The following is a 16,181-nucleotide window of genomic DNA, read 5'->3' as shown; positions in this document are numbered from 1 at the left end:
GACCCCCTCAACGCGCGAGCACGGTGACACACGCCACCGCCTCTTCGATCCCCACCAGGCCGCCCCCGTTTTCGGCGATGCCAATGCGCGCGCTCTGCACCTGGCGCTGACCCGCTTCGCCTCGCAACTGGGTGACCAGCTCGTGCACCTGCGCAAGGCCGGTGGCCCCGATCGGGTGGCCGCGCGACTCCAGGCCACCCGAGGGGTTGACGGGAATCCGGCCACCCAGCGCGGTGTCGCCTCGCTCCGAGCACTCGCCGCCTTCGCCGAAACCGCACAAGCCCAAGTTCTCGATCTGGATCACCTCTCCCATCGCGGTGGCGTCGTGCACCTCGGCCAGCGAGACGTCCTTCGGTCCTATGCCCGCCACTTCGTAGGCGCGGCGTGCCGCTTGTGCCGTGCAGTGCGCGGCGTCGTCTTCGGGGTCGCGCTCGCTGCCCGTCTGCACCACCGAGGCCAGCACCTGCACAGCACGGCGGCGATCCAGTCCCAGGCGCTTGAGCGCGCCTTCACCGCAGACAATGGCCGCGGCCGCGCCGTCCGATACGGGCGAACACATCAGCAGCGTGAGCGGGTAGGTGATCGGCGGAGAAGTCAATACCTCGTCCACGCTGTACGCGGTCTGGTACTGCGCGAGCGGGTTGGCAGCCGAGTGCCGATGGTTCTTGGAGGCCACCGCCGCCAGTTGGCGTTGAGTGGTGCCGTGCCGTTTCATGTGCTGGCGGGCAAAAGACGCGTAGATGTCCATGAACACGCTGTACGGTCGGCTCGATGTGCTTCCCTCAGGTACCGGCAGGCCTTCGCCGAGCTGAAGAAGTCGTTGGGTGGTGGCCGCCGTGGCGGTGACGTCCCAGCCGCTGTCGAACACCGAAAACATGCGCGCCTTGTCCTCGGAGAACATCTTCTCCGCGCCCACGGCCAACGCCACATCGCCTTGCCCCGATCGCACGAAGGCAATCGCGAGGTTCAAGGCCGTGCTGCTACTTGCACAGGCGTTCTCCACATTCACGACGGGGATGCCGGACACGCCCATGGCCCGCAGCGCCACTTGGCCGCGGACCATGTGCTGCCCTTCCATATGCCCCTGGCTAGCGTTGGCGAAGAACGCTGCCTGCAGGTGCTCGCGCCGCAGGTCGGCATCGTCCAGCGCCTGCTCCACCGCCAGGCGCGTGAGGTCCTTGATGCTGAGTTGCAGCAGCTTGCCGAAGGGCGTCATGCCGACGCCCACCACGTAGGTCTTTTCCATCGCGCGACCTCAGGAGCGCATCGCCTGGCTCACCACCTGCTCGACTTTGTCCGCCAGGCCGGGGTTGATGATGTCCTTCCAGCGCGCACGGATGCGCTGCGCTGCTTGCTGCCAGTGCGCGAGCTGCTCTGGCGTGGGCTCGACCACGTCTACCCCCACGGCCTTTAGCGCGTCGTTCTCCTGCGCCTGAAAGCGGCGCAGCTTGGCGTTCATGTCGGCGGCCGCATCCTGAGCGGCCTGGCGCGCGATCTTTTGGTCCGCCTCACTCCAGGTTTTCCACACGACGCCACTGACCGCGATGTGCAGCAGTTCGTTGTGCGCGTTCCATTTGGTCACGTGCTTCTGGCCCAGCGTGTAAAGCTTGATGGCAAGAAACTGCTCGCCGGTCAGGGTAAGCCCATCGACCGCGCCGGTGGCCAGCGCGGGCTGCGCTTCGGCAAAGCTCATCGTGGTGGGGTTGGCGCCAAACTCAGTCATCAACTCCTGCTGCATCGGCGTGGAGACCGTGCGGATCTTGAGGCCCCGCAGATCTTCTGGCTGAACCACGCGGCGCTTGGAATTGATGAGGTGGAATGCGCCGTACTCGGCGGAGGCCAGCGGCTCGATGCCGGAACGGCGCATGATGGCGTAGAAGTCCTGGCGCAGCGCATCGGAAGCCAGCACGGCATCTACGGCCTTGTTGCTGGGCATGAGGAATGGCATGTGAAACAGCGCGAAGTCCTTGACCGTACCGGACCAGGTGAGCGTGGTGCCCACCAGTACATCGATCACACCTTGGCGCAGCGCGGCCAGTTCGCGATCCTGCTGGCCTTGCAGCAGGCTGGAGCCCGGGTATACCTTCATGCGGATGCGGCCTTGCGTGCGCTCCTGCACGAGGCTGGCGAACTGTTCGGTGCCCTGGTGCCACACGGTGCCCGGCGGGCTTGCGAGCGACACGCGGTACTCGCTCTTGTAGGCGGGGCTAGCGCGAACCACCCATGGTGCGGCCAAGGCCAAGGCGGCGGTGGATTGAAGCAAAGCGCGACGGCGAGTCATGGCATGTCTCCTAATGGTTACGACGATGAAATGAGGAGCCTGGGCAGCCACAGTGCGAGATCGGGCCAGGCCACCACGCAGGCGATGGCGATGGCGAAGCCCAGCACGAACCACCCCACCCAGGGGAAAGTGCCTTCAACCGGGATGCGCGCCATGCGCGCTGCCACCATGAGGTTGATAGCGAAAGGCGGCGTGAATTGGCCCAGCGCCACGACCATGGTTACGAGCACCCCAAACCACACAGGGTCCCAGCCAAAACTGCGCATGAGTGGCGCGAACAGCGGCACGAACACCATGAAGATGGTCACGCCGTCGATGAACATGCCGACGACCTTGACGGCGAGCAACACCAGGATGAGCGTGCCCACCTTGCCCAGGCCCAGGCCGGCGAACCAGTCCACCAGTGGGTCGGCCACACCGATGGTGTTGATGCAATAGCCAAAGATCCCGGCCATGCCGAGGATGACAAGGATCACGGCCGAGGTGTTGGCCGCTTCGGAGAACATGGGCACCAGGTCGCGCACGCCGATGGAACGGTGCACGCACATGCCCACCAGCAACACATAGACGGCGGCAACCACCGCCGCCTCGGTCGGTGTGAACCAGCCCAGGCGCATGCCCCCCAGGATCAGCACCGGGGTGGCCAGTCCCCACGATGCTTCGCGAAAGCTTTTTCCCAGCGATGGCCGCTCGAGCGTGGCTTCCTGCGCGCCAAAGCCATGGCGTCGCGACAGCCACCAGGCGGGCAGCACCAGCGCGAGCCCGGCCAGCAAGCCAGGGATCAGCCCCGCCGCGAACAGCTCGAGCAAGCCCACGCCCGGCATCATCACGCTATAGATCACGAAAGCCAGCGATGGCGGGATAAGGATGTCGGTGGCGGTGGCGGCACCGATCACCGCGGCGGAGAAGGCGCGCGGATAACCCGCCCGGTGCATGGCGGCGATCATTACGCCGCCGATGGCGGCCGCCAGCGCCGCCGCGGAACCGGAGATGCCGCCCAGCAGCATGGCCACGAGAATCGCCACGATGGGCAGCATGCCCGGCCCGCGGCCCAGCGCGGCCGAGGCGAAGTCGACCATGCGCCGCGCAATACCGGAACGATCGAATATGCAGCCCACGAGCACGAACATGGGCAGCGCGAGCAGGGGGTACTTGGCGATGCCGGCGTCGAAGTTCTGCTGCACGGCATAGAGGCCGAACCAGGGCAAGTCTGCACTTGTCGCGGCGATGACCAACGCACCCGATAGCCCCAGCGCCACGGCCACCGGCACGCCGAGCAGCATCAGACCCAGAAAAGCGGTGAACAGCAGCAGGCCCATCATCGGGTGGGGCCCTCATCATCGGCAGTGGGCGGCGCGCCGGACACCACGCGCCACAACGCAACAGCCGCGACAGCCAGCGCCAACACCGGCAGTCCAGCCGTATACCACCAGCGCGGCACACCCAGGCCGGTGGTGGTTTCTTCGAAGGCGTACTCGCTGAGTCCGGTGCGCACCAGCAGTAAGGCCAGCAGCGCGAACAGCCATGCCGTGCACAGGCCCGATAAAAGTGCCAGCGCGCGTTGGCGCCGTGGCGAGCCGCGCCGATAGAAGAACTCCACTCGGATGTGCGAATCCTGGCGCGCGGCCCAAGCCGAGCCGACGAGGGTCAGCACCACCATCAGGAACACCGACAGCTCTTCGGTCCACGCGAAGGAATGGTTGGTGAAGTAGCGCGCCAATACGTTGGCCAGCGTGATCAACACCAGACACGCCATCAACAGGGCGCCCAGCCATGCCCCGAGGGAGTACGTGCGTGCGGCCGAGGGGGCATGGGGATCGGCTGGCATGTTGTCTGTCTCCTGGTACCAGATATCGTTGATTGGTACCATTAAAGACGGATTTCGGTACCATGTCAATCGTTTTGGTACCCTTGCAGTCTTGTCGTTTTTTCGAACCGCACCATGGCCCCGAAGCGATCAGAAGAAGAGTTCATCGAGGAGTTGTCGCAACTGCTGCTGGCAGAAGGCATTTCGGCTTTGAACGTGGGCGACATGGCCGCGCGCCTGAGTTGTTCGCGGCGCCGGCTCTACGCACTGGCGCCCACCAAGGTGGGGCTGCTGCACCTGGTTGCCCAGCGGTACTTCGACGCAGGCCGTGTGGCGGGTGAGCAGGCCGTGGAGAACGAGACCGACCCTGCGCGTCGCGTGGTGGTGTTTCTGCATGCAGGCATCGTGGTGGCCACCAAGCTGAGCAATGCCTTCCTGTCGGACCTTGAGGCCACGCCAGAGGGCCAACAGATCTTTACCGACTACCAGATGCGGCGCGCGCAGTGGGGCCAGCGCATCTTCGAAGAGGGCATCCGCTCGGGGCACTACAACGCGCACAACGCTGCGGTGGCCATCGAGGTGGTACTCGGCGCGGCGATGCGCTTGCGAAAAGTCGAGTTCCTGCGGCGCAGCGGGCTTACGCTGCAGCAAGCCATGGAGGAGGCCTATTCGCTCATCCTTAACGGCTTACTGGTACGCGCGTCTTAGCGCCCCCTGTCCTGAGGCACAACCTGCCGATGCGTTGCGCTTCGTCACATCACGGGGCGGTTCTGTTCCAGGCTCTGTTGGGCCATGGGCGAGCATGCCAATGCGCGGTTAGAAGCGGACTTCCTCGACTACGGGCGCGACAACTCAGACGCTCGTGCGTTTAGTAGAAACTTTTCGCTTTCAACTGCGCCAGCTACGGCAGCCAATGTGAGTTCTGGCGACAGGCCCAGGCACAGCGAATTGACTTCGACGTGCGACACGAAGGAGAGTCATCGACCTGGGCCGCCCGCTTGGAGACGAGCTTGACCGACTCTGTTGAATTCCACTGATCTCTGACCCTTGATTTCCATCGAATACTGACCCACCCCTTGTGTGAGCAGACAAGCTCACGGTGTCGATAAGTGCTTCGTTTTCTCCTTTTCGGACTTGGGGTGTGTGGAGCTGCAGCAAAGTGCGCCGCTGTTTGCGCGACTTTGTTGCCTCGATCGACAGCCAGGTGGAGAGTTTTTCAGCCTAAGGATCGAGCTTGCTGGAGCTCGCACGCTTGGCGTGGCGGGGCTCTTCATCGCCCGCCCGCAGGTACTTCTTAACGGTGTTGCGAGCCAGGCCTGTGCGCCTGAAGATCTCGCGAATGGACATCTGCTCGCGCAGTGCCCAGCGTCTTATGACACTCAGTGTCGCCACGTCTATCACTCCTGAAATCTCCTGCTGCTAAAAGCAGCAGGATAGGGTTCTTACGTGGGTCAGCTTTAAATGGAAATTGCTGCTCTAACTGGGTCAGTCTTCAGTGAAAGACAACACCGGGATCCTTCGACAGCCACGGGACCGGCATCTCTTCTCGATTGTTGTCGTCTCGTCAACACCATGTATCCCGCGCGCGGCCTTCTGCGCGGGGCGGGCCATTTCTAGCATCGGATCCATCGCCGCATGACGGATGGCACGCCGCGCGCGCGGGTGTGTGCCGGACCGTTTTCAAGAGTCGGCGCAACACATACTCGAAACTCCCTCATGATTCACGCCCTCTCAGCCGCGCCCGCGTGGCGCTTCGTTACGCGCTGGCTTGGCGTGTTGGTGGGTGAGCAGCCCGCGAGCTCCGGGCTCGGGCCTGACAGGCTGTGGTGCGCGGCAATTGCATTGGCCCTCGCCGGCTGCACGGTGGTCCCGCAACGTCCGGCTCCCGAACTTGCGACGCCGCAAGCAGCCCTGCTCGCGCGGGCGGCGACCATGGACGGGGCCACAGGCCTCAGCCACGCACCTGTCCCGGCTGCCTGGTGGATGCTGTTCAATGACGGCACCCTGAGCGAGCTGCAGGCCGAAGCCGCAGCGTCGAACCTGGACTTGCAGGCCGCCGTGGCGCGCATCGAGGAAAGCCGCGCGCAACTGGGATTGGCGCGCGCCGCGCAGGCGCCGCAGCTGGCGGCCGAGGCCGGCTACGCCCGTTCGGCCCAGAGCGAATACGCGCCGCTGGCGCGCCTGGGCGCGCCCACCACCGCGTCCAGCGCCTGGCAACTCGGGCTGCAGGCCGGCTGGGAACTGGACCTCTGGGGCCACCTGCGCCAACTGGGTGTGGCAGCCGACGCCCGTTTGCAGGCCAGCGGGTATGGTGCGCAGGCGGTGCGGATTTCCGTGGCCGGTGACATTGCGCGAACCTACCTGCTGCTGCGCGGCGCGCAAGCGCAACTGGCCTTGGCCGGGCAGCAGCGCGCCATTGCCGCCGACCTGGTGCGCCTGGCCGAAAGTCGCAGACGCCATGGCGTGGCCACGCGCTTCGAGGCCGCCGCCGCCCGGGCCGAGGTGGCAGTGACCGACGCGCGGCGCGCGCAGCTCAAACAGCAGCGCGACGCGCTGATGAACGCACTGGCCCTCTTGCTGGGCCAGGCGCCACGCGAACTGGACGCGCGCCTGTTCGATGGCGCCGGGCCGCCCCCCATGCCTCGCGAATTGCCGATCGGCGTCGCCTCTGAACTCGCGAGCCAGCGCCCCGACATCCTGCGGGCCGACGCCCAACTGCGCGCGGCCCTGGCCGACATCGGCGCGGCAGAGGCCGACTTCTATCCCCGCATCCGGCTCACGGGCAGCCTGGGTCTGCAAGCCTCCGCCTTGTCCGATCTGGGCGATTGGGGCGCGCGCCGCTACTCCCTTGGCCCCTCGCTGTACCTGCCGCTGTTCGATGGCGGACGCCTGCAAAGCCAACTGGCGCTGACGCAGGCGCGCCATCGCACGGCCGCCATCACCTACCAGCAGACCGTGCTGAACGCCTGGCATGAGGTGGACGACGCGCTGGGTGCGCATGTGGCCGAGCGCGAACGCCACACGCAGCTGACGCTGGCCGTGGCGCAACAGCAAGCCGCGCTCGATGTGGCGCGCCGCGCCTGGCAGGAGGGCACGGCCGACTTCACGGCGGTGCTGGTGGCGCAGCGAACGCTGATCGCCGGGCAAGCCATGCTGAGCGAGTGCGCCACCGCCGCCGCGCTGTCGGTGGTGGCGCTGTACCGCGCGCTCGGCGCCGGCTGGTCCGACGCCTTGGCTGAGGCGCCGGTAAGGGGCAAGCCATGACGTCCGCGGCGGCCGCCATATCGACGTCTGCACCAGCGCCTGCACCGGCCGCCGCTGCGCCACCCTTCGGCCTGCGCATCGGCACAGGCCTGCTCGGCGTGCTGGTGGCCGCCATCGTGGCCGGCTTGAGTAACCGCGTGCCCGGGCTTGCCCTGGCCGACGTGCAGGGTGCTTTGGGCCTGGCGCGCGACGACGCGTCCTGGCTCACCACGGCGTATGCGGCCGGGGAACTGGCGGCCATGCCTTTCGCCACCTGGTTCGCCATCACCTTCTCGATGCGGCGTTTTCACCTGGTCATGCTGGCCACGGCGCTGGTGCTGGCCGCCGCCATGCCTTTCGTGCGCGACCTGCACCTGCTGCTGGCGCTGCGGGCCCTGCAGGGCGTGGCCGCCGGCGCACTGATTCCGGTGTTGATGATGGCCGCGCTGCTGTTCCTGCCACCCCCCATCCGCCTCCACGGCCTGGCGCTCTATGCCCTGACCGCCACGTTCTCGCCCAACGTGGCGCCGTGGCTGGCCGCGCTGTGCGTGGATGGGCTGGACGATTGGCGTTGGGTCTACTGGCATGTCATTCCGCCCGGGCTTTTGGCCATGGCGCTGGTGGCCTGGGGGATTCCCGCCTCGCCCGCCGCGCCCGGACGGCTGCGCACAGCCGACTGGCCAGGGCTGGCGCTGGGCGTGCCAGGCCTGGCCCTGCTGGTGGTGGCGCTGGACCAGGGTGTGCGCCTGGACTGGTTGCACTCGCCCACCGTCGCCGCCGCGCTGTTGGTGGGCGGGGTGTTCACCGCCCTGTTCCTGGCCTGCGAGTGGCGCCACCCCGCGCCCTTCATCCGCCTGCAGATGCTGCGGCGGCGCAACCTGGGTCTGGGCTTCACCGTGTTCCTGGCGCTGCTGGTGATCTCGGCCACGGCGGTGGCGCTGCCCATCAACGTGCTCAGCCAGTTGCAGGGCTTTCGCATGGCGCAGAACGCCGATCTGGGCCTGCTGGTCGCGCTACCCCAACTCCTGCTGGGCTCTGGCATCGCGATGCTGTTGTACCGGCGCGGTGTCGACGCGCGCCACGTCTTCGCCGCCGGCTTGCTCTGCATTGCCACTGCCTGCTGGCTGGGCAGCCAGCTCACCAGTTCCTGGATGGTGGCGCAGTTCGTGCCGGCGCAACTGTTCTACGCGCTCGGCCTGCCCCTGGCCATCGTGCCGCTGCTGTTCCTGGCCACCAGCGTGGTGCAACCGGCCGAGGGGCCCTCAGTGGCCGGCATCGTCAACACCTTTCGGGCATTCGGTGCCGTGCTGGGCGGCGCCATCGTCGGCCAGCTCGGCTGGGTGCGCGGCCGCTTTCACGACGAGGCCTTGCTCGGCAACGCCGGAGCGCTGCTGTCGCGGCTGCCGCAGTCCACGCCGGGCCTGGATGCACTGGCGCAGGTCGTGGCGCAGCAGGCCGGCGTGCTGGCTGCGGCCGACGTGTACCGCGCGCTGGGCGTGCTGGCGCTGCTGCTGGTGCCACTGGTGCTGCGCTTGCAGCATGTGCCGGCGCCGCAAGCATCCACCGCTGCGTGAGCCGAACCATTTCGCGCTTTCTGAGCCCCGCTTCATCGACCCCGTTCACCGAGCACCACCATGCCCACGAACCCGACTTCCTCCGCCGCGCGCGGCTTTCGCCTCTTCACCGCCACTCTGGCCGCTGCCGCCCTGGGTGGCGCTTTCCTGGTCCTCAACCGCCCGGAATCGGCCGCTAGCGAACAGACCACCGACGATGCCTACGTGCGGGCCGACTTCACGGTGATCGCGCCGCAGGTCTCGGGCGTGATCGGGCGTGTGGCGGTCCACGATCACCAATACGTACCGGCCGGTGCCGCGCTGGTGGAAATCGACGCCCGCGGCCTGCGCATCGCGCTCGCGTCGGCGCAGGCCCTGGTCGACAGCCTGCGTGCGCAAACCGTGCGCCAGGACAGCGCCATCGCACAGGCGCGCGCGGCCTTGGCGGCGTCCCTGGCTCGGCGCGAGCTGGCTGAAGCCAACCTCGAGCGCTTCACCAACCTGGCGCGCGACGGCTCGGGCACCGTGCAGGCGCGCCAGCAGGCGCAGGCCGAGTGGGACATCCAGCGGGCCGCCAGCGAACGCGACCAGGCCGGCCTTCGCGCGGCCGATCAGCAGCGTGCGGTGCTGCGCGCCGACATCGCCAAGGCAGAGGCGGCACGCGCCGACGCCGAGCTCCATCTCTCGTATGCCCGCATCACCGCACCGGTGGCGGGCACCGTGGCCCAGCGCCGTGCCCGCGCGGGCAGCTACGTGCGCGCAGGCGAGCCGCTGCTGACGCTGGTGCCGCTGGACGCGCTGTACATCGAGGCCAACTTCCGAGAGACCCAACTGGCCCGCGTGCGCGTGGGTCAGGCGGTGCAGATCGCGGTGGATGCCTTGCCCGGCGTGCAACTGCACGGCCGCGTCCAGAGCCTGGGGCCGGCCAGCGGCGCCAGCTTCTCTCCCGTGCCGCCGCAGAACGCCACCGGCAACTTCACCAAGATCGTGCAGCGTTTGCCGGTGCGCATCGAACTCGAGCCAGGCCAGGACGACGCGAGCCGGCTGCGTGTGGGCATGTCGGTGCGGCCACGCATCTCACTGAACAGCGATCAGAGCAACCATGACTTGTGACGCCGCGCGCATTGTTGCCTGCCAGGCACCACCGTGCGGCCCGCTTCGGGTCTACCGGCGCCAGGCACCCGTTCCTACGATGACCCCACACGGCCTAGCGCTGTGAACCGACGCCGCCAACCCCTGTCCAGCGGCGTCTCGCTGCCAGTCGCCCGACTGGTCGGGCCCGGGCAATCGGGCCGATCCTTACCTGGAGATTCCACGATGTTTTCCGTAGACACCCCCTCACGTGCCGCCGGCCAATCAGCCAGCGAACTGGTGCCCTCGCGCTATGCGCTGCAGGTCGGCGAGATCGACGTGCTGGTGGTCAGCGATGGCGTGCTGCCGCTGCCCGCCGCCACCATGGCCACCAACGTGGACCCGGCCGAACTGGCCGACTGGTTGCAACGCAACTTCCTGCCGCCCGACATGTTCGACTGGCCGCTCAACGTGCTCGTGGCGCGCAGCGGCGAGCAGACCATCCTGGTCGACGCCGGGCTGGGCTCGCAGTTTTCGGGCTTCCCGCGCGCGGGCCAGTTCCCGCGCCGCCTGGAGGACGCCGGCATTCCTCTGGAGTCCGTCACCGACGTGATCATCACCCACATGCACATGGACCACGTGGGCGGGCTGCTGGCCGCCGGCGTGCAGGAGCGGCTGCGCCCGGACGTGCGGATCCACGTGGCCAAGGCAGAGGTCGATTTCTGGACGCAACCCGACTTCACCCGCACCGACATGCCCAAGCCGGTGCCCAATGTGCTGCGCTCCACCGCCAACAGCTTCGTCGAGGCCTATCGCCAGAACCTGTGCATCTTCACGGATCGCCATGAGGTTGCACCTGGCGTGGTGGTCCGTCTCACCGGTGGTCACACCGAGGGCCACAGCGTGGTCGACCTGGAGTCCGGCGGCGAGCGGCTGATGTTCGCCGGCGACGCGATGTTCCCGGTCGGCTTCGAGAATCCGGACTGGCACAACGGCTTCGAGCACGACCCGGTGGTCTCGGCCCGCGTGCGGCGCGGCCTGTTCCAGGAGCTGGCGGACAACGGCGGCCTGCTGGTGGCAGCGCACCTGCCGTTCCCCTCCATTGGCCGCGTGGCGGCCGATGGCGAAGCGTTCCGCTACGTGCCCATCATGTGGGACTTCTGAAGCCGGGGCAGGCAGCGGGTTGACCGCTGCCTGCCTGGTTCGCCCCCAAGCTTCTCACTGCGCCGGCAAGACCGGCTGCACGCCTTGCTGCTTGATCAGCATCACGACAAAGCTGGCGGGCCGCGTCTGGCTGGCGTTGCGCCCCACGGTGTGCACGTCGTGAGGCCCTTCGTAGAAGGTCTCGCCGGGCTTCAGGTGCACCTCCTGACCACCGCGAACACCCATCACGATCTCGCCGTCCAGGACGTAGATGAATCCATGCGCGTCGTGGCGGTGCACCGGGTCGGCGCCGCCGGGCGGGTAGGTCACCTTGAGCATCAGCACTTCCTTGCCTGGCGCATCAGCCAGCGCCTGGGTGAACAGCGCGGCAACGATCGGGTCTGGCGGCGCGGTCTGCGCGCGGCTGGCCGGCGCAAGCATCAGCGCGGGCAGGGCGATGGCCAGCGCGAAGCGGCTGGCGGTGCGGGAGCGAAGTGGGTGGCGCATGGGAATCCTCGAGTGGTGGATGGACGCGGCCATCGTAGGAAGGGGGAGAGGAAGGCGGAAGGCGGGTGAGGGGCGCTTCGGTGGTGATCGCCAGGAACCAATGCGATGCGAGTGGGGTCGCCAGGTCGCCCGCGCCGATTGATTCCCCTGCATCAACACCACCGTCCCGTGCCGCCCGCTAGTCTCGAGCGCCTTCTCTCCCTAGCATCCTCCTGTGCACCACCAGCACCGCGACCCGCCCCTGGACGCGCGCGGTGCGCAGCACAACAAGGAGATCACGATGCAGAAGCTGCGGCCCCCGCCGGTCAGCCTCCTGGACAGGTATTCGGGCACCGGCTTCGCGCCGGTCTATGCCACGCGCGTCACCGTGCGTGGGGGGGAGACAGGACACGGCCGCGCGTCGGGCGTGGCACGCTCCGACGATGGCGTGCTGCAGGTGGACCTGCGACTGCCGCCGGCCTTGGGTGGCCCGGGCGGCGGCACCAACCCCGAGCAGCTGTTCGCGGCCGCCTATGGGGCCTGCTTTCATGGCGCGCTGCAGCTGCTGGCGACCAGGAACGGCATTGCCCTGCCGAGTTGCTCGGTGGAGGTGGCTGTGCGTCTGGGTCGCGACCCGGTGGACGGGCACCATGCGCTGCAGGCGGACGTGACCGTGCGCTTGCCGGGCCTGCAGCAGCGCGTGGCCGAGGAGCTGGTGCGCGCCACCGAGCGCGTGTGCCCCTACGCGAAGATGGTGCGCCAGGGCATAGAAGGCACGGTGCGTGTGGTGGTCACTGAAGAAGCCGGCGACGCCGCGAACTGAACGCACCGCGGCACGCCAAGGCGTGTCTTTCGGTCGCTGGCCCCGGCTCAACCTGCCAGCCAGAACGCCAGGTTGCGCATGTACTGCCGAGTGGCGCGCATCGCCTCGGGAAAGCGCGCCAGCCCGTCGCCGGGCAGGTCGCGCACGAAGCTGGGGCAGCCGGTGGTCGGGTCCCAGTTGTAATCGCTGAAATGGTGAAAGCTGGACTGCGCGATGGCGCGTCCACCCGTGGCGCTGCGCTCGAAGGCCACGGCCAGGTTGAAGCGTTGACCGGTCAGCGAGCTCATGCCCTGCATCACCACGCGGCTGCTGCCGTCGCCTGGTGGCGCGCTCACGGCGCCTTCGTGCGGGTGGGCCGGCAGGTACTGGATGACGCCGGTGGGCGAGTGACGGTCCAGCATCACGGGGTGAATGCTGCCCACCGCGCTGACGCGCTGGTAGTCGCCATTGGCGCCCGAGTGGTAGTTGGGCCAGAGCACGCCGGGGTCGCCGGCGTAGCCCACGCAGTGGTGCGCGGGCTTGAGTTCGTACAGGTCGGCATGTACCTGATGCGCCGCGCCCACGCCGCCCATGGCGCACGGCGAGAAGCCCAGGTCCATGTGGTCGCGCGTGAGCATCAGCGCACCGCCACGGCGGCGGAAAGCCTCGATGCCGGCGCAGTCCTCGGGCGTGAGGCCGTCGCCCGTGTCCGCGGCGAACAGCCACAGCTGGTCGACGTCGGATTCGCCCAGGTGGGACAGCACCGGGTCGGGCCGCCCGCGTGGCGTGCGGTCCCGCGCCACCACGTCAAAGGCCGGCCGGCCGTCGCCCTGCCGCAGGCCGCACAGAAGCGCCCTCAGTCGGCTGAAGCGACGGATGCTCCAGTCGTCCGGCTCGGCTTCGATGGTGGTCTGCAGCAGCAGCTTGGGCATGGCGGCGCGGCTCGTGGGGTTGGACCTCAACTACGAAGGAAGCCCAGCAGATCGGCGTTCACCTGGTCCTGCAGGGTGGCGGTGAGGCCGTGCGGCGCGCCGGGGTAGTACAGCGTGCGTGCGCCGCGCACCAGGCGCGCTGCCTTGTGGGCGGCATTGGCGATCGGCACGATCTGGTCGTCCTCGCCGTGCATCAGCAGCGTGGGCACGTCCACCTTCTTCAGGTCTTCGGTGAAATCGGTCTCCGAAAAAGCCTTGACGCAGTCGTAGGCGTTCGTCTGGCCGCATTGCATGCTCCACAGCCAGAACTGGTCCAGCAAATGTTGATTTCCACGTAAATCTGACCCCTCTGAGCTGAGTTTTTTCATCCAACTTTGACCCCTTGAGTAAGGTCTTCTGCTTGTTTTTTGAGCAGGAGGGTTCAAGGAGTGATCAACGTGGGAACACTGGCAAAGATCCGCAGGATGCACCTGCGCGACGGCCTTCCAATCAAAGAAATCGAGCGGCGCACGGGCCTGGCCAGAAACACCATCAAGGTGTGGCTGCGCAAGGGCGAGATGGTCCAGCCCAAGTACCCTCAGCGGGTGGTGGTGAGCAAGCTCGACGGTTTCACCGAGATGCTGGCAACCTGGCTCAAGGCCGATCAGCATCGCGGCAAACGCGATCGCCGCACCATCAAGGCCCTGTACGAAGCCCTGACCGAGCAGGGGTACACCGGCGGCTACGGCCGGGTGGCCGCCTTTGCCCGGCGCTGGCGAGAGGATCAGTCGGGCAAGGTCGACAAGGCCGCCTTCGTTCCTTTGAAGTTTGCGCTGGGCGACGCGTTCCAGTTCGACTGGAGCACCGAATATGCCTGGGTGGGCGGGCTGCGCCGGCGCCTGGAGGTGGCGCACACCAAGCTGTGTGGCAGCCGCGCCTTCTGGCTGGTGGCCTATCCGACCCAGAGTCACGAGATGCTGTTTGACGCCCATGCCCGGGCGTTTGCCGCCTTCGGCGGCGTGCCCCAGCGCGGTATTTACGACAACATGAAGACCGCCGTGGACAAGGTCGGCGCGGGCAAGAAGCGTGTGATCAACGCGCGCTTTGAAGCCATGACGGGCCACTACCTGTTCGAGCCCGAGTTCTGCAACGTCGCCAGCGGCTGGGAGAAGGGCATCGTGGAGAAGAACGTGCGCGACCGGCGCAGCAGCATCTGGCACAAGGCGCTCAAACAGCGCTGGCCCAGCATGGAAGCGCTCAACGACTGGCTGGCCCAGGAGTGCCGCGCCGCGTGGGCCGAACTCAACCACCCCGAATGGCCCACGCTGAAGGTGGCCGACGTGCTGCAAGACGAACAACTGCGCCTCATGCCCAACCCCAAGCCGTTTGATGGTTACGTGGAGGTGCTCGCCCGGGTCTCCAGCACGGCGCTGGTGCACCTGCAGCGCAACCGCTACAGCGTACCGACCGAGCACGTCCACGAGGTGGTCAGCCTGCGCCTGTACCCGGACCGCCTGGACGTGGTGGCCGAGAACATCCGCATCGCCAGCCACGCGCGCAGCTTCGAGCGCAGCCTGACCTTCTACGACTGGCGCCACTACGTGAGCCTGATCGAACGCAAGCCCGGCGCATTGCGCAACGGCGCGCCCTTCGAGACCCTGCCCGAACCATTGAAGAAGCTGCAGTCCATCCTGCTGCGCCACGAGGGCGGTGACCGGGTGATGGCGCAGGTGCTGGCGGCCGTGCCGGTGCATGGTCTGGAGCCGGTGCTGGTGGCGGCCGAGCTGGCACTGGAGAGCGGCAAGCCCAGTGGCGAGCATGTGCTCAACGTGCTGGCACGTTTGAAGGCTGGTGGCCAGACGGGCGATGCCCAGGAGGTCAAGACGCCCTTGACGCTGACGGTGCAGCCGCTGGCCAATGTGCAGCGTTACGACCGGCTGCGCTCGGTGGATGGCGACGATGCTCCAGGAGCGCAGCCATGAGCCAGGCCATCGTCACAGCGCTCAAGGCCTTGAAGCTGCACGGCATGGCCGCCAACTACCCCGAGGTGGCCGCGCAGGCGCGGCACACCGAGTTCAGTCCCGAGGCGTTCCTGGGTCAGTTGCTGCGCGCCGAACAGGCCGAGCGCACGGTGCGCTCCATGGCGTACCAGATGGGCGCGGCACGCTTCCCCGCGCACCGCGATCTGGCGGGCTTTGAATTCGGCCAGGCCGGTGTGGACGAAGCACTGGTGCGCACGCTGCACGGTGGTCAGTTCATTGACGCGGCCCACAACGTGGTTCTCATCGGTGGACCGGGCACGGGCAAGACCCACTTGGCCACGGCCATCGGCATCGAGGCCATTCAAAAGCACGGCAAACGGGTGCGGTTCTTCTCGACCGTGGAGCTGGTCAACGCGTTGGAGCTGGAGAAGAGCCAAGGCAAGGCCGGACAGCTTGCCCACCGGCTGGTTTACATGGACCTGGTGATCCTGGATGAACTGGGCTACCTGCCGTTCAGCCAGGCCGGTGGTGCCTTGCTGTTCCACCTGATCTCCAAGCTCTACGAGCGCACCAGCATGCTGATCACGACCAACCTGAGCTTCGGTGAATGGAGCCAGGTGTTCGGCGACGCGAAGATGACGACGGCACTGCTGGACCGGCTGACCCACCACTGCCACATCGTGGAGACAGGCAATGAAAGCTGGCGGTTCAAACACTCCAGCGCTGCAGCAAAGACAGGCCCGAGAAAGAAGTCCCGGGCGGCCCAGAACGAGACGACTGAAAAAGGAGGAACCGATGCACCAACGGTAGACTTATCCACAGACGCGTAGCCCGGCTACACCCCAACAGGTGGGGTCAATATTGGATGGAAAACCGGGGTCAGGATTGCGTTGAAATCAACA

The 16,181-nt window shown here is 67.2% G+C and carries 15 protein-coding genes and 1 pseudogene; 8 read left to right on the top strand and 8 right to left on the bottom strand.

All coding sequences use genetic code 11. The features are described from left to right. Positions 1–7 precede the first annotated feature (7 nt). Genes BN948_RS18100 through BN948_RS18085 form a run of 4 tightly spaced genes read right to left on the bottom strand, consistent with a single transcriptional unit; the run spans position 8 to position 4,109 of the window. Positions 8–1,246: a thiolase family protein gene (locus BN948_RS18100; protein WP_009516959.1), complete on the bottom strand. Its 1,239-nt coding sequence runs from the start codon at positions 1,244–1,246 to the stop codon at positions 8–10. 9 nt (positions 1,247–1,255) lie between these two features. Further along, complete coding sequence (gene dctP, locus BN948_RS18095) at positions 1,256–2,281, bottom strand: TRAP transporter substrate-binding protein DctP (protein ID WP_009516960.1); 1,026 nt, start codon at positions 2,279–2,281, stop codon at positions 1,256–1,258. A 17-nt stretch (positions 2,282–2,298) separates the two neighbouring features. Continuing rightward, the gene (locus BN948_RS18090; protein WP_009516961.1) at positions 2,299–3,603 is read right to left on the bottom strand and encodes a TRAP transporter large permease; all 1,305 of its coding nucleotides are present in this window, start codon (positions 3,601–3,603) and stop codon (positions 2,299–2,301) included. Then, complete coding sequence (locus BN948_RS18085) at positions 3,600–4,109, bottom strand: TRAP transporter small permease (protein ID WP_009516962.1); 510 nt, start codon at positions 4,107–4,109, stop codon at positions 3,600–3,602. Before BN948_RS18085 ends, BN948_RS18090 begins: the two co-directional genes overlap by 4 nt. Before the next feature lie 114 nt (positions 4,110–4,223). Here BN948_RS18085 and BN948_RS18080 point away from each other — a divergent pair, with 114 nt between their 5' ends. Further along, positions 4,224–4,796 carry a TetR/AcrR family transcriptional regulator gene (locus BN948_RS18080; protein WP_009516963.1) on the top strand — a complete coding sequence of 191 codons (573 nt, stop codon included), beginning with the start codon at positions 4,224–4,226 and terminating at the stop codon, positions 4,794–4,796. A 435-nt stretch (positions 4,797–5,231) separates the two neighbouring features. Here BN948_RS18080 and BN948_RS18075 read toward each other — a convergent pair. After that, positions 5,232–5,489 (bottom strand): annotated as a pseudogene (locus BN948_RS18075) (IS21 family transposase); the annotation flags it as partial. A 372-nt stretch (positions 5,490–5,861) separates the two neighbouring features. Between BN948_RS18075 and BN948_RS18070 the strand changes: the two are divergent. The 4 genes from BN948_RS18070 (at position 5,862) to BN948_RS18055 (ending at position 11,119) form a co-directional block, all read left to right on the top strand. After that, positions 5,862–7,352 carry an efflux transporter outer membrane subunit gene (locus BN948_RS18070; protein ID WP_335589157.1) on the top strand — a complete coding sequence of 497 codons (1,491 nt, stop codon included), beginning with the start codon at positions 5,862–5,864 and terminating at the stop codon, positions 7,350–7,352. Then, positions 7,349–8,905 carry an MFS transporter gene (locus tag BN948_RS18065; RefSeq protein ID WP_009516965.1) on the top strand — a complete coding sequence of 519 codons (1,557 nt, stop codon included), beginning with the start codon at positions 7,349–7,351 and terminating at the stop codon, positions 8,903–8,905. Before BN948_RS18070 ends, BN948_RS18065 begins: the two co-directional genes overlap by 4 nt. A gap of 60 nt (positions 8,906–8,965) precedes the next feature. Further along, complete coding sequence (locus BN948_RS18060) at positions 8,966–9,997, top strand: HlyD family secretion protein (protein ID WP_009516966.1); 1,032 nt, start codon at positions 8,966–8,968, stop codon at positions 9,995–9,997. Between the two features lie 204 nt (positions 9,998–10,201). Next, on the top strand, positions 10,202–11,119 hold the full coding sequence (locus tag BN948_RS18055; RefSeq protein WP_009516967.1) for an MBL fold metallo-hydrolase: 918 nt from the start codon (positions 10,202–10,204) through the stop codon (positions 11,117–11,119). A gap of 54 nt (positions 11,120–11,173) precedes the next feature. On the opposite strand, the gene BN948_RS18050 is transcribed toward BN948_RS18055, so the two are convergent. Continuing rightward, positions 11,174–11,605: a cupin domain-containing protein gene (locus BN948_RS18050; RefSeq protein WP_009516968.1), complete on the bottom strand. Its 432-nt coding sequence runs from the start codon at positions 11,603–11,605 to the stop codon at positions 11,174–11,176. 280 nt (positions 11,606–11,885) lie between these two features. Here BN948_RS18050 and BN948_RS18045 point away from each other — a divergent pair, with 280 nt between their 5' ends. Further along, positions 11,886–12,407: an Ohr family peroxiredoxin gene (locus BN948_RS18045; RefSeq protein WP_009516969.1), complete on the top strand. Its 522-nt coding sequence runs from the start codon at positions 11,886–11,888 to the stop codon at positions 12,405–12,407. A gap of 47 nt (positions 12,408–12,454) precedes the next feature. Here BN948_RS18045 and BN948_RS18040 read toward each other — a convergent pair whose 3' ends face one another. Both BN948_RS18040 and BN948_RS18035 read right to left on the bottom strand, forming a co-directional pair. After that, the gene (locus tag BN948_RS18040) at positions 12,455–13,318 is read right to left on the bottom strand and encodes a hypothetical protein (protein WP_009516970.1); all 864 of its coding nucleotides are present in this window, start codon (positions 13,316–13,318) and stop codon (positions 12,455–12,457) included. A 26-nt stretch (positions 13,319–13,344) separates the two neighbouring features. Then, positions 13,345–13,638 (bottom strand): alpha/beta fold hydrolase, encoded by a 294-nt coding sequence (locus BN948_RS18035; protein ID WP_238327245.1) that lies wholly within the window; start codon positions 13,636–13,638, stop codon positions 13,345–13,347. A 117-nt stretch (positions 13,639–13,755) separates the two neighbouring features. On the opposite strand from BN948_RS18035, the gene istA reads away from it, so the two are divergent. After that, complete coding sequence (gene istA, locus BN948_RS18030) at positions 13,756–15,279, top strand: IS21 family transposase (RefSeq protein ID WP_030093096.1); 1,524 nt, start codon at positions 13,756–13,758, stop codon at positions 15,277–15,279. After that, positions 15,276–16,109 carry an IS21-like element helper ATPase IstB gene (istB, locus tag BN948_RS18025; protein WP_009520741.1) on the top strand — a complete coding sequence of 278 codons (834 nt, stop codon included), beginning with the start codon at positions 15,276–15,278 and terminating at the stop codon, positions 16,107–16,109. The genes istA and istB overlap by 4 nt, the downstream gene beginning before the upstream one ends. Positions 16,110–16,181 lie beyond the last annotated feature (72 nt).

It is taken from the genome of Hydrogenophaga intermedia, assembly GCF_000723405.1.
Classification (GTDB): Bacteria; Pseudomonadota; Gammaproteobacteria; order Burkholderiales; family Burkholderiaceae_C; genus Hydrogenophaga; species Hydrogenophaga intermedia.
The sequence above is the reverse complement of the archived record's forward strand: the minus strand, read 5'-3'. Positions and strand labels throughout refer to the sequence as shown.

Excerpts from the sequence above, each read along its gene's own strand:
- BN948_RS18100 (WP_009516959.1), bottom strand. The coding sequence starts at position 1,246 with ATGGAAAAGACCTACGTGGTGGGCGTCGGCATGACGCCCTTCGGCAAG.
- dctP (WP_009516960.1), bottom strand. The coding sequence starts at position 2,281 with ATGACTCGCCGTCGCGCTTTGCTTCAATCCACCGCCGCCTTGGCCTTG.
- BN948_RS18090 (WP_009516961.1), bottom strand. The coding sequence starts at position 3,603 with ATGATGGGCCTGCTGCTGTTCACCGCTTTTCTGGGTCTGATGCTGCTC.
- BN948_RS18085 (WP_009516962.1), bottom strand. The coding sequence starts at position 4,109 with ATGCCAGCCGATCCCCATGCCCCCTCGGCCGCACGCACGTACTCCCTC.
- BN948_RS18080 (WP_009516963.1), top strand. The coding sequence starts at position 4,224 with ATGGCCCCGAAGCGATCAGAAGAAGAGTTCATCGAGGAGTTGTCGCAA.
- BN948_RS18065 (WP_009516965.1), top strand. The coding sequence starts at position 7,349 with ATGACGTCCGCGGCGGCCGCCATATCGACGTCTGCACCAGCGCCTGCA.
- BN948_RS18060 (WP_009516966.1), top strand. The coding sequence starts at position 8,966 with ATGCCCACGAACCCGACTTCCTCCGCCGCGCGCGGCTTTCGCCTCTTC.
- BN948_RS18055 (WP_009516967.1), top strand. The coding sequence starts at position 10,202 with ATGTTTTCCGTAGACACCCCCTCACGTGCCGCCGGCCAATCAGCCAGC.
- BN948_RS18050 (WP_009516968.1), bottom strand. The coding sequence starts at position 11,605 with ATGCGCCACCCACTTCGCTCCCGCACCGCCAGCCGCTTCGCGCTGGCC.
- BN948_RS18045 (WP_009516969.1), top strand. The coding sequence starts at position 11,886 with ATGCAGAAGCTGCGGCCCCCGCCGGTCAGCCTCCTGGACAGGTATTCG.
- BN948_RS18040 (WP_009516970.1), bottom strand. The coding sequence starts at position 13,318 with ATGCCCAAGCTGCTGCTGCAGACCACCATCGAAGCCGAGCCGGACGAC.
- istB (WP_009520741.1), top strand. The coding sequence starts at position 15,276 with ATGAGCCAGGCCATCGTCACAGCGCTCAAGGCCTTGAAGCTGCACGGC.